Raw genomic sequence first — 12,823 nt, forward strand, 5'->3', positions numbered from 1 at the left:
ACTTCACCAGGGCAGGAACGCGTGCACGTCCTTGCCGTCCTCCCGCACCACCACGCTGACCTGGTCGCACAGTGTATGGATCAGATACCAGCCGATGCCGCCGCCGCTGCCGTCGCCGGGGTGGAAGGGGCGCGGCGCCGGCGGGGTGGTGTTCGTGTCGCTGAGCGTCACGTGCACGCCGTCGAACGCCCTGCGCATGGTCAGCCCGAACGGCCCCGGGGCGTACTGGATCGCGTTGGCGGCCAGCTCGGTGACCACCAGCACGATGTCGTCCCGGTACTCGGGAGTCTCCGGCGGTGCTGACCGTTCGAGCGTGGTCAGATACTTCTCCGCGCTGAGGCGGGCTCTTGTCACATCACCGAATCCTCCGTCAAACCTGACCTCGCAGTCCTGTATCTCTCCGGAAGGCGGTTTGCCGCCTCCCCGCGATTCCGTCGCCATCACACCTTCTCCGGCCCGTCTGCCGTCGGCCGCGGTGACTTGTCCTGGTGCTTCCATCGCTGCTGGTTCCCAGGCAGAGCGCGGCTACGCGTCCGGAATGGTAGGAACCCGCGGGACATCACGGAAGAGAGAGGCCACAGGGCCTGCTGTGCCCTGCTCCCAAGCGCCACCGACCTGGGAGGCCGGACCGGAAAACGCTTGGACGTCCCGGCCACCGTCGCGGGACACTGCGTACTCGGATCGCTACCACACGTAACAATCGCGGCGTTGCCCCTGCCCTCCGGTCGCGCGAGGCGGGCTGCCGCAGAACAGCACAGGGGTGGGATGGGAACGCCTGAATCACGCCGGGTCCTGCCGGGCAAACGCTCGGTACTTCTCGCACTTCGTTACTACGGACGGGAGTTGGCCCGCCTTCGGTGGCTGACGTTACCCGCGATGCTGCTCTCGGCGTTGGGCAACATCGGAATCAACTACATCGCGCCGCTGATCGTCGCCAAACTCGTCGGGGACATCGCGGGTGACACGGAGGTCACCCTCGACTCGACACTGCCGTACGTCCTCGGCTTCGTCGGTGTCCTGCTGCTCGCCGAGACCCTGTGGCGCATCGCGCTGCACTGCCTGAACCGCCTCGACGCCCTGGGCATCGAGCACCTGTACGTGATCGGGATGGACGAGCTGTTCGCCAAGGACGCGGCGTTCTTCCACGACAACTTCGCCGGATCGCTGACCAAGCGGGTCCTGAGCTTCGCCTCCCGTTTCGAGCAGTTCGTCGACACGCTGACGTTCCAGATCGTGGGCAGTTTCGTGCCGCTGGTGTTCGGGGCGGTGGTGCTGTGGCGCTACGAACCGCTGCTCGTCGTCGGGCTCCTGACGATGATCGCGGTGACCGCGCTGTGCGTGGTGCCCCTCATCCGGCGCCGCCAGGCTCTGGTCGACGAGCGGGAGGAGGCGATCGCCCGGGTCTCGGGCCACGTCGCCGACAGTCTGATGAACATGGACACGGTGCGGGCGTTCGCCGCCGAGGAGCGCGAGGCCGCCGAGCACCGCTCCCGCGTCGCGGCCTCGCGCCGGCTCACGCTGCGGTCATGGGACTACGGCAATCTGCGCATCGACACGCTGGTCGCGCCGATGTCGGTGCTGACCAACGCGCTGGGCCTGCTGCTGGCCGTCACGCTCGGCGGGGGCGCGGCGGGCGTGGAGGCGATCGTGGTCGCGTTCACGTACTACACCAACGCGACGCGGATCATGTTCGAGTTCAACCAGATCTACCGTCGGCTGGAGAGCTCGATGACGGAGGCCGCGCAGTTCACCGAGCTGCTGCTGACGCCGCCGACCGTGCTCGATCCGCCGTCGCCGGAGCCGCTGCTGCCCGCTCCCGCCGATGTCCGCTTCGAGCGGGTGACCTTCGCCCACGCCGGTGGCCGGCCGCTGTTCGAGGGCCTCGACCTGGATGTGCCGGCCGGGTCGAAGATCGGCCTCGTGGGCCGGTCCGGCGGCGGCAAGACCACCCTCACCCGGCTGCTGCTGCGGATGACGGACATCGACACCGGCCGGATCCTGGTCGGCGGTCAGGACATCAGCAGGCTGCGTCAGGCCGAGCTGCGCGGTCTGATGGCCTATGTGCCGCAGGACCCGGCGATGTTCCACCGCACCCTGCGGGACAACATCGCGTTCGCCCGGCCGGACGCCACCGATGCCGAGATCCGCCGCGCGGCGGAGGCGGCGCACGTCATGGAGTTCGCCGACGCGCTCCCGAACGGCTTCGACACCATGGTGGGCGAGCGCGGCATCAAGCTGTCCGGCGGGCAGCGTCAGCGGGTCGCCCTCGCCCGGGCGATCCTGCGCGACGCGCCGATCCTGCTGCTCGACGAGGCGACCAGCGCCCTGGACTCCGAGAGCGAGCTCCTGGTCCAGGAGGCGCTGTGGCGGCTCATGGACGGGCGGACGGCACTGGTGGTGGCGCACCGGCTGAGCACGGTCGCCGGCATGGACCAGCTGGTGGTCCTCGACCGTGGACAGATCGTCGAGCAGGGCACGCACGACGGTCTACTGGCGTTGGACGGTGCCTACGCGAAGCTGTGGAAGCACCAGTCGGGCGGCTTCCTCGACGACAGCCCCGCGGAGGCCGAGTTGCCCTGAACCCGCAATCTCTCCTGGGCCGTTACCGGCCTGCGGCGCGGCGTCGGCGTACGACCAGAACAGCGCCGGCGCCGATGCCGACGGCGGCGACCGCGGCGCCCGCGAGGGGCAGCGTCGAACCGGAACCGGTGCTCGCCAGGTCGCCGGTGGTGGCGGAGTTCGTGGCACCGGTCGTCGACGCGCCGGTGGTGGAGGAACCGCCGCCGGTCGAGGAGCCGTCCGTGGTACCGGAACCGCCGGTGACCCCCGTCCCGCCGGTGGACGGGGAGCCGGCGCCGCCGCCGGAGGTCGTAGTGCCACCGCCGCCCGTCGATCCGCCGTCGGCGCCGGCTACGTCGAGCGTGATGTCGGCGGCGTCGTTGGCCTTGTCGCGGTCGAACGGCCGGGGCTTCGCTTCGAGCGCCACCGAGCCCTTGGCGCCCGGCACCGCCTTGTCGATCCTCAGCTTGAAGGTGTAGGTCTCGCCGTCGCCCTCGTCGACCCAGGCCTGGCTGGTGCCGCACTCGTAGGTGCCGGAGGGCAGCTTGTCGCAGTAGCCGTGGCCCTTGGTGACCGTCGTTCCGGCGGGCATCTTGATCAGGACCTGGGTGGCCGGAGTACCGACCGTCCCCCGGTACATCCAACCCGGCCCGGCGTTGGTGAACTTGACCGTCAGGTCGACGGTGTCTCCGACGCGGCCCTTCAACCGGGCCCCCGTCACCTGGAAGTCGGCGGTGTTCGCGGCGTTCACCGCCACCTTCTGCGCGTCCCAGTCCTCGTTCTCGGCGGAGCCGGGGGCGGCCGGGGTGGCGTCGGGCTGCTCGGCCAGCTTCAGCACGGGGCCGGTTCCCCGGACGGGCCCCGAAGATGCCTCGTCCCCGGGAGAGTTGTCCTGAGCGCTTGCTACGACATTGACGCTGTCGTACAGAGCGCTGTCCAGCACGCCGACCGTCAGCGCCTTCTCGGGCGCGTAGACGACACCGGGCTTCACCGTCTGGTCGAACGCGCAGACCGCCTTGGTGCTGACCGGGATCTCGTCGAACCCACCGACCTTCCAGGCAAGGCAGTTGGAGGGCAGTTCGGTGTGGCTCAGTCCGTGACTGACCTCGTACGACAGCCACACCTTGGCGAGCGCCTCGGAGCCCGTGTTCGTGAAACTCGCGGGCACCGCGAAGGTGCTGCCCGGCTTCACCCCCTCGAACGGGGCCATCTCGCCCAGGACCAGTCCGGGGGTGGCGTCTTCGGCGGCCACGGGCGAGGCGCCCAGCGCGATCAGAGCGACGGCGCCGACCGCGCCGGCGGTCTGTCGGGACACACGCGAGCCGGGGGCGGGAGGGAACATGGGGTCCTCTGGTCGATCGACGGTGACGGACGAATGAACTGCGGGGGAACACCCGTCCCCTTACACAGCAGACGCCCCTCGCGGCCCAAGGGTTGCAGGAGGGCCTCAACGGCTGCCGGAAGGCTCGAAAACGTGGTGCGGCACACTCGTTTCGGCCCGCGTGTACGCGATCAACTCGCCTAATATGAGCCGGACTTGACGGTTCCAGATCAAGGGTGAGGTGGCCGGACATGTCCCACACGCCGTCACGACGTACCGTTCTGCGTGGACTCACAGCCGGCGGGCTCACCGCCACCGGCGCGGCGGTGATCGGCTTCACCCCTGCCACCCGCAGCTGGGCCACGACCGCATCCGCGGCCGGACCGGGCGCACTGGTCGGGACTCCCCCGCTGGACGGGTCGCTGACCACGGACGAGTCGTCGCTCGCGGCCGCCTCCGACGACTTCGGCCACATCGTGCACCGCCGTCCCGCCGCCGTGCTGCGCCCGGGGTCGGTCGGCGACGTCGTGGCCATGGTCCGGTTCTGCCGGACCCATCGCCTGCCGGTGGCGCCGCGCGGCCAGGGTCACGCCACCAACGGCCAGGCGCAGGTGGCGGGCGGGCTGGTGATCGAGACCGCGCCCCTCGCGGACATCGGCCCCGTCGGGCCGGACAGCACCACCGTCACCGTCGGCGCCGGCGTCAGATGGAGTGAAGTGGCCAAGGCGACGATCCCCCATGGCCTCACCCCGCCCGTCTTCACCGACTACCTCGAACTGTCCGTCGGCGGCACCCTCTCCGTCGGCGGCCTGGGCGGCCAGACGCACCGGCACGGCGCCCAGGTCGACAACGTCACCGAACTCCAGGTCGTCACCGGCGCCGGCGAGTTCGTGCGCTGCTCCCGGTCCCGGCGCCCCGACCTGTTCCACGCCGTCCTGGCCGGGCTCGGCCAGTGCGCCGTCATCGTCGGCGCCACCGTCCGTCTGGTGCCCGCGCCGGAGACCGTACGCCACTACCTGCTGCCCTACGACGACCTGGAGACCTTCCTCGACGACCAGCGCACCCTGGTGCGGGAGGGCCGCTTCGACTACGTCGAGGGCCAGGTCGCGGCGGACGCCGACGGCGCGTTCCGCGTCCCCACCCTGGAGGCGGTGGCCTACGGCCCGCCGGTCGGCCCGGCGCCGGACGACACGGTCCTGCTCCGGGGCCTGCGCCACAACGCCTCCGGCGTCCAGCGCGCCGACCTCTCCTACTACGACTTCCTCGACCGGCTGGCCCCCGCCGTCGCCGCCCTGAAGGAGGCCGGTCTCTGGTCGTACGCCCACCCCTGGCTCAACCTGCTGCTCCCCGGGAGGTCGGCCGCCGCGCTCGCGTCGCGGATGCTGGACACACTCACCCCCGCCGACCTGGGCGGCCCCGGTCTCGTCCTCGTCTACCCGCTCCTGCGGGACCGCCTCACCACCCCGCTCCTGCGTACCCCCGACGACCCGGTGCCGTACCTGTTCGCCCTGCTGCGCGCCACCCCGCCCGAGGACACCGCCACCGTCGACCGTCTCCTGACCGCCAACCGCTCCGCATACGAGCTCACCACGGCGGCGGGCGGCACCCGCTATCCGGTCGGCAGCATCCCCGTCAGCCGAGCGGACTGGCGTGCCCACTTCGGCCCGGAGTGGCGACGGCTGGAGCGGGCGAAGCGCGCGTACGACCCACAAGGGATCCTGGTCCCGGGCCAGGGCGTCTTCTGAGCCCACGCGGTCGGATGCCTACGGCCGCGGCGGGGTGAGGCCGGCATGCCTGTCTCGTTTGGAGAAAATGCCCCATAATGCCTGAGAGGAGAAGCCTTGTGAGCAATCCTGCCGACGAACTCGACCACGGGACCCTACGGCCCGACCGCACAGGTCAGGCGGAGGCCTTCGACGCCATCGGCGAGCGCTATGACGATGCCTTCCCGCACAAGGAAGGACAGGTCTCGGCCGTCGAGTGGCTCATCGGGGCGCTGCCGGCCGGGTCCCGGGTGCTGGACCTGGGCTGCGGCACCGGGCTTCCGACCGCGGGCCAGCTGGCGGCGGCGGGCGTCGAGGTCGTCGGTGTGGACCTGTCGGACGGGATGGTCGCGCTGGCCCGCGCCAATGTGCCCGACGGGGTGTTCCACCAGGCCGACATCGCGGATCTGCGCCCCGGCGGGCCCTTGGACCTCGGCCGCTTCGACGCGGTGACCGCCTTCTTCTCCCTGCTGATGCTGCCGCGCGCGGAAATTCCCCGCACCCTTCGGACCATCCGCCACCTGCTGGTTCCGGAGGGCCTGTTCGCGCTGTCGATGGTGGAGGCCGATGTGGACGACTTCGAGATCCCGTTCATCGGCACGAGCATCCGCGTCTCCGGCTATCTGCGGGACGAGCTGCGCGAAGTGGTCGAGGCGGCGGACTTCGAGATCATCGGGGAGTCCTCGTACACCTATGCTCCGGCAGCCGCCGACATCCAACCCGAGGTGCAGATCTTCCTGCGGTGCAGGCGGCACGCCTGACGACACCTGATCCGCTCGGAAGGGCGCAGCGCGGCGCGGCCGCACGGCCGGAAGGACAGGCATGACGAAGCAGCCCGGAGCCGGTGAGGACGTCCGGGGCCAGGCGCCCGGTGTGCGGGAACGTGCCGCCCTCGCGTGTCGGCCGCAGCCGCCCGGTGTCGCCGAGCCGCAGACCGACCGGCTCCGGTACCTCGACGCGGCGACCCGCCAGATCGCCCGCGGCATGGATCTCGACGAGACCCTGTACGAGCTGTGCCGGGCGGCCGTCCCCGCCTTCGCCGACACGGCGTTCGTTCATCTGTACGCGCCATTGCCGGTCGGCGACGAGACCGGCGCCGCCCCTGGGGTCCTGCGGCTGCACGCCGTGGACCGGTCCCCACCCGGGGCCTCCGGCACCCTCGACCCCGGAGCGCCCCCGTCCGGCCCGCGTCCGAGCCGGGCGGCAGAGGTCGTGCACCCGGCGCCCGGCGGCCCCCTCGCCGCGCTGCTTCGGGACGGGCGGCCGGTGCTCGGGGACACGCGGGGCGCCGCCTCCGCGGCGGCGGACCTGCTGGGAACGGCGGACGATCCGTCGACGGTGGCGCCCGGACGTCGGCTCATCATCGCCCCGCTGCACGGCCGCAGCCATGTCCTGGGCAGCGTCGTCCTCGTCCGCGGCCCCGGCCGGCCGGACTTCACCGGCGACGACCTGCTCGTCGCCTCCCAGCTCGCCACCCACACCGCTCTCGGGCTGGAAAAGGCGATGTTGTACGAGCGCGAGGCGTCCATCGCCGACGCGCTGCAACGCACCATGCTCCCGCCGTCGCTCCCGGAGCCGCCCGGTGTCCGACTGGCCAGCCGTTATCTGCCGTCCTCGCGGACCGCGCAGGTCGGCGGCGACTGGTACGACGCGATTCCGCTGCCCGGCAACCGTGTCGCGCTGGTGATCGGCGATGTGATGGGCCATTCCATGACCTCGGCAGCGATCATGGGTCAGCTGCGCACCAGCGTGCAGACCCTGGCCGGGCTCGATCTGCCCCCGGACGAGGTGCTGCACCACCTCGACGAACAGGCGGGCCGTCTGGGCAGCGAGCACACGGCGACCTGCCTGTACGCCATGTACGACCCGGTGCTGCACCGGCTGCTGGTGTCCAACGCCGGCCACCTGCCGCCGGTGCTGCTGCATCCGGACGGCACCACGGAGGTCCTCCAGGTCCCGCCCGGCGCGCCGATCGGCGTCGGCGGCGGCGGATTCGAGTCCGTCGAGACGCACGCGCCGGCCGGGGCCGCCCTGCTGCTGTACACCGACGGCCTGGTCGAGTCCCGCGACTCGGACGTGCTGACCGGGGTGGAGCGGCTGTGCGCACGCCTGCGCGCGGCCGCCGCCGGATCCGAGCCTGAGGCGCTGGAGAAGCTGTGCGACGCGGCGCTCGGCGCGCTGGGATCGGGGGACCGGGACGACGACATCGCGCTGCTCGCCGCCCGGTTCGAGGGCATCCTGCCGGAGACCGTCGCGTACTGGTACCTGGCGCCCCGCCCGCAGACAGCGGGCCAGGCCCGGCGGCTGACCCGCAGGACGCTCGGCCACTGGGGGCTCGACTCCCTGGTGGAGACCACCGAGCTGATGGTCAGCGAGGTGGTGGCGAACGCCGTACGTTTCGCGTCCCGGCCGATCACCCTGCGGCTGCTCTGCACGGACGTACTGCGCTGCGAGGTGGGTGACGACTCCCCGGTGGTGCCGAGGATGCGGCACGCCCGGCTGAGCGACGAGGGCGGCCGAGGGCTGTTCCTGGTCGACCAGCTGTCCCAGCGCTGGGGCGCGACGAGGGTGAGCACGGGCAAGGTGGTCTGGTTCGAGCAGCCCCTGCCCGGCAGACCCGCGGAGGACTGACTCAGTCGGCGCAGCAGTCGCTCTCGGCGGGCGCCGGGGCGGTCGTGTCGAGTCGGCAGAAGCAGGAGGCCTCGATCGGTACGTCCGCCAGCGCGGCGGCGAGGCGCAACTGCTGGGCCACCATCTGCGCCTGACCGGTGCGGCCCAGTCGCATCAGGCACTCGTGGAGGCCGTGCAGGGACCAGACGTTGCCCGGGTGCTGCAACGCGCGCGGGAGCGTGCCGTCCAGGCCGAGGTCGGCCCGGTAGACCGCTTCCGCCTCCTCGACCCGTCCCTGTTCGAGGAGGAGTGCGCCGTAGGCGTGCCGGGTGGGCTGCATCCAGCCCCACGGCTCGTCGTAGGGGAGGTTGTCGTCCAGTTCGATGGAGCGTTCCAGGGCGGCGAAGGCGACGTCGTGGTTGCCCTTGCGGTACTCCAGTTCGCCGTCGAGCATCGCCGAGGCGATCGCGAGGATGTCGGCGCAGGTGTTGTTGAAGAGCATGCGGGTCTCGGGGACCCGGGCCGCGGCCTCCCGGAAGAGCCGGCGTTCCGCCTCCGCCTCGGCGACGCGGTGGGTGGAGGAGAGGGCGACGCCTCGCGCGTAGTGGCGCATCGCCGTGGACATCGCGTACAGCTCGGGGTCGGCGGGCACCGGCAGGGCCAGGATGTCGTCCCAGCGGCCGAAGCGGATCAGCACGTGGACCCGCATGGCGAGGAATGCCTCCAGCCAGTCGGCCATGGGCGGGCTCTGCACGCGCAGCAGCTCTTCCGGGATGGACGCCTCCAGCTCGGCCGCGGCCCTGAGGGCGACCTCGCTCTGGCCGAGGAACATCGCGCCGTAGATCTTGAAGTGGTAGTTGTGCGAGCGGTACAGGGTGTAGAAGTTCATCGCCCCGGCACGGGCGTGGTACTTCTCGTCGGCCGCGATCGCCGCGGTGTTGTCGGAGACCACTCGCCGGTAGTCGCCGCACAGCACCTCCAGGTGCGAGGGCATGTGCAGGAGGTGCCCGGCGTCCGGCACCAGGCCGCGCAGCCGGTCCGCGACGGTCAGCGCCGCCTCGGGTGTCGGGGACATCTCCATCAGGTGGACGTACATGTGGACCACCCCCGTGTGCTCGCGTCCGGCGTCGGTGGCGAGGGCGGCGTCGAGGACGGCCTTGGCCTCCGACGTGCGGGCGCCTTCGGCCGGTTCGCCCGTCCTCAGGTCCCACAGCTGCCAGGGCGTGAGGTTCATCAGGGCGTCCGCGTACAGGGTGGCGATGTCCGGGTCGTCCGGGGCGAGCTCGTACACCGTGCGCATGCTGTCGGCGTAGGGGGCGTTCCACACCGAGCAGTCCTCGACGGCCTTCGCCTGCGGGTAGCGGGCGCGCAGTGCGGCGATCAGCGCCTGCTCGACGGGAGTGGCGCCACTCGCCTTCCGGTGCGCGAGCTCGACGGCCGCGTGGGTCCGGTCGACGGTGCGGACCAGGTCCTGGTCGTCGAAGAACTCCCAGGGCTTGTTGTAGTTCGGGCCGAGCGCGTAGGCGATGCCCCAGTGGGCCATGGCGCAGTCGGGGTCGGCCTCGGCGGCCGCCTCGAAGCAGGCGACGGCCTCCTCGTGGTGGAAGGCGTACGTCCACGTCAGGCCGCGGTCGAACCAGCGTTGCGCGTCGGCGGAGGACGTGGTCACGGAGCGGGTGTAGGTGCCGAGGTCGTAGTACTCCATGGTCTGTCTCCTGCCTGTGCTGCGCCGGCGGACCGTTCCCGAGTCTTGCGGAGAGCCTCGGGTCTCGCACCGACAACGCGGGGAGCGGTGGTGCGGTTGCGGGTCGGCCGAAGGGTCCCGTCGCGGCGTCGGTCCTAGCCGCGTGGGTACCCGGGCCTGCGGCGCCGTGACGCCCCGGTGCCGGGGCCGTGGGGCGCCGGGTCGTGCCGCCCAGGTGCGGGCGGGGGCGCTCGTGGCGCATTCTTGCTGTGTCGCACGCGTGATGGCGTACGGACGAGGTAGGGCCGATGACTGGGAGCGCCGAGGGCGCAGAGCGCACGCCCGGCATGCTGGCGGCGCTGCTGATCGATGCCTCGGCGGAGGCGATCAGCGCGGCCGGTGGCCACGCCGGAGGGGTCTATCTGCGCTCCCGCACGCCCGGGCTGCTGCGGCTGGCGGTGCTGGAAGGGCTGCCGGGGCCGTTGTTCCGGCCGTGGTGGCGGCTGCATGTGGACCGGCCGTTCCCCGTCGCGGACGCCTACCGGCTCGGGGTCGAGGTCGTGCTGCCGAACGCGACGGAGGCGATGCGCCGCTATCCGCAGTACGCGGCCGGCCTGCCGTTCCCGTTCGGGTCCGTGTACGTCCCCGTCGTGGGCAGGTCCGGCGTCTTCGGCGTGCTGAGCGTGCTGCGGCCGTCGGCGGCGGATGCCACGGAGCTGCTGCCGGCGCGCGAGCGCATGGCTCGGCTGGCCGAGGAACTGGGGGCGGCGCTGGACAAGCTGGAGGACCAGGACGCGTCGGCGGTGTCCTGGGAGGGCGGGCCCCTGTGTGTGCGGCCGCCGGCCAGCCGCCCGCCCTCCGCGCACCTGGGACGGTTCGCCTGGGACCCGGCGACGGGTCTGCTGACGGCGGACGAACGGCTGAACGTCGTCCTGGGTTCGGCCGCGGCACAAGCCCACGGCACCGCGGAGGCGTTCGCGGACGCGGTCTCTCCTGGGGACGCGGAGCGGATCCTGGCGGCGCTGCGGGAGGCGGCCGGTGGCCGGCCCCCGGCCCTGCCGCTGTTCGTGCGCGGCCCGGACGGTGCGCCCCGGCTGGTCGAGGTGTGGGGGCCGTACGACGACACGGCTCGCACCCGGGCCACGACGGTTCGGGGTGTCGTCCTGGATCCGGGGCCGGGCACGGTGGCGGACGCGGCGGCCGACCTGCTGCCGGACGGCGTGCTGTGCCTGGACCGGCTGGGGACGATCGTCTACGCGAATCCGCATGCGGCCCGGCTGCTGCGCCGGCCGCGCACCGAGCTGCTGGGCCGGCCTCTCTGGGAGGGCGTTCCGTGGCTCAACCAGCCCACCGTCGAGGACCATCTGCGCGGGGCGCTGCTCTCTCCTGACCCGGTGCACTTCCATGTCCGAAGACCGTCCGCCCACGGGCGCGAGCCCCACGCGGCCGAGGGGGACTGGCTCGCCCTGTCCGTCTATCCCGGCCCGGACCTGCTGACCTGCACGATCCGGCTGGGGCACCGGGTGACGGACAGCCCGTCCGCTCTCCCGGACGTGCTCGGCGCGCCGGAGAAGCCCGGTGCTCCGTCGCTCTCCCCGCTGTACCGCCCCATCGTGCTCGCCATCGCCCTCACCGAGGCGGTCACCGCCCGTCAGGTGTCCGCGGTGGTGATGCGGGAGCTGCTGCCCGCGTTCGGCGGCCGCCGGCTGGCCATCTACCTGCTTCAGGAACGACATCTGTACCTGGCCTGGGAGACCGGCTTCCCCAAGGGGTTCCTCGCCCCGTTCGACGGTGTGGGGCTGGACGCGCGGCTGCCCGGGGTCGAGACGCTGACCAGCGGGCGCCCGCTGTTCTTCGACTCGATGCAGCAGCTCGCCGACGCCTACCCGGGCATCGCGCTGGACGCGACGGAGGGGGCGCGCGCCTTCCTGCCGCTGATCGCCTCCGGGCGGCCCGTCGGCTCCTGCATCCTCGGCTTCGACCGGCCGCGCAGCTTCAGCACCGAGGAACGCACGGTCCTGACCGCGATGGCCGGACTGATCGCCCACGCGATGGAGAAGGCGCAGCGCTACGAGAGCGAGGCCGCGCTGGCCCGTGGGCTCCAGCAGGCGCTGCTCCCCCGCCGGCTGTCGCAACACCCGCTGGTGGAGACCGCCGGACGCTATCTGCCCGGCACCCAGGGCATGGAGGTGGGCGGTGACTGGTACGACGTCGTCGCCGCCGGTGACGGTCTGGCCCTGGTCATCGGCGATGTGCAGGGGCACGGCGTGCAGGCGGCGGCCACCATGGGCCAGCTGCGCAGCGCGGTGCGGGCCTTCGCCCTCGGTGACCGGCCGCCCGACGAGGTCATGAGCGGCACCAACCACCTGCTCATCGACCTGGACGCCGGCCTGTTCGCGAGCTGCTGCTACATCCGGCTCGACCCCGTGACCGGCGTCGCCCAGGCGGCGGTTGCAGGCCACCCGCGGCCGCTGCTGCGCCGCCCGGACGGCCGTACGCAGGTCCTGGAACTGCCCGGCGGTGTGGTGCTCGGCGTGGACCCGCAGGCGACGTATCCGGTGGCGGAGCTGCGGATGGAGCCGGGCGCCGTGCTGGCGTTGTACACGGACGGGCTGGTCGAGCGGCCCGGTGTCGACATCGACGACGGCATCAGCGCGCTGCGTGTGGCGCTGGCCAAGGCCGGTGCCCCCGGCGCCCGTCCGGGCGGGCGTTCGCTGGCGGGCATGGCCGACCGGCTCACCGCGACCGCCCGGCACACGGCGGACCGCCCCGACGACATCGCGCTGCTGCTGGCCACGCGACGGGCCGCGCCCCGCACCGGAGGTGAGGGCACGCGCCGGCGGCGTCCGGGCGGGTAACCCTGTGGCGGGGACGGGAGTTGCCCGG

8 protein-coding genes are annotated in these 12,823 nt (G+C 72.3%); 5 read left to right on the top strand and 3 right to left on the bottom strand.

Annotated features, from left to right (window positions below; genetic code table 11):
• Positions 1–3 precede the first annotated feature (3 nt).
• Entirely contained in the window at positions 4–441 is a 438-nt protein-coding gene (locus ADK36_RS01315) for an ATP-binding protein (RefSeq protein ID WP_048578871.1), read from the bottom strand.
• 435 nt (positions 442–876) lie between these two features.
• On the opposite strand from ADK36_RS01315, the gene ADK36_RS01320 reads away from it, so the two are divergent.
• Positions 877–2,580, top strand: a complete 1,704-nt coding sequence (locus ADK36_RS01320) for an ABC transporter ATP-binding protein (RefSeq protein WP_048578872.1) — start codon at positions 877–879, stop codon at positions 2,578–2,580.
• Between the two features lie 22 nt (positions 2,581–2,602).
• Here the strand turns inward: ADK36_RS01320 and ADK36_RS01325 are convergent, their stop codons facing one another.
• Positions 2,603–3,874 (bottom strand): hypothetical protein, encoded by a 1,272-nt coding sequence (locus ADK36_RS01325; protein ID WP_234329617.1) that lies wholly within the window; start codon positions 3,872–3,874, stop codon positions 2,603–2,605.
• Between the two features lie 257 nt (positions 3,875–4,131).
• On the opposite strand from ADK36_RS01325, the gene ADK36_RS01330 reads away from it, so the two are divergent.
• From ADK36_RS01330 to ADK36_RS01340, 3 genes are all read left to right on the top strand, one after another.
• Positions 4,132–5,625, top strand: coding sequence for an FAD-binding protein (locus ADK36_RS01330; protein WP_048578874.1), 1,494 nt, complete (start codon positions 4,132–4,134; stop codon positions 5,623–5,625).
• A gap of 77 nt (positions 5,626–5,702) precedes the next feature.
• The gene (locus tag ADK36_RS01335; RefSeq protein ID WP_048578875.1) at positions 5,703–6,404 is read left to right on the top strand and encodes a class I SAM-dependent DNA methyltransferase; all 702 of its coding nucleotides are present in this window, start codon (positions 5,703–5,705) and stop codon (positions 6,402–6,404) included.
• Between the two features lie 61 nt (positions 6,405–6,465).
• The gene (locus ADK36_RS01340; protein WP_063776787.1) at positions 6,466–8,274 is read left to right on the top strand and encodes a SpoIIE family protein phosphatase; all 1,809 of its coding nucleotides are present in this window, start codon (positions 6,466–6,468) and stop codon (positions 8,272–8,274) included.
• A 1-nt stretch (position 8,275) separates the two neighbouring features.
• On the opposite strand, the gene ADK36_RS01345 is transcribed toward ADK36_RS01340, so the two are convergent.
• Entirely contained in the window at positions 8,276–9,958 is a 1,683-nt protein-coding gene (locus ADK36_RS01345) for a hypothetical protein (RefSeq protein WP_048578876.1), read from the bottom strand.
• A gap of 287 nt (positions 9,959–10,245) precedes the next feature.
• On the opposite strand from ADK36_RS01345, the gene ADK36_RS01350 reads away from it, so the two are divergent.
• On the top strand, positions 10,246–12,795 hold the full coding sequence (locus ADK36_RS01350) for a SpoIIE family protein phosphatase (protein WP_048578877.1): 2,550 nt from the start codon (positions 10,246–10,248) through the stop codon (positions 12,793–12,795).
• The last annotated feature ends 28 nt before the right edge of the window (positions 12,796–12,823 follow it).

Source organism: Streptomyces viridochromogenes (assembly GCF_001270495.1).
GTDB classification, from domain to species: Bacteria; Actinomycetota; Actinomycetes; order Streptomycetales; family Streptomycetaceae; genus Streptomyces; species Streptomyces viridochromogenes_A.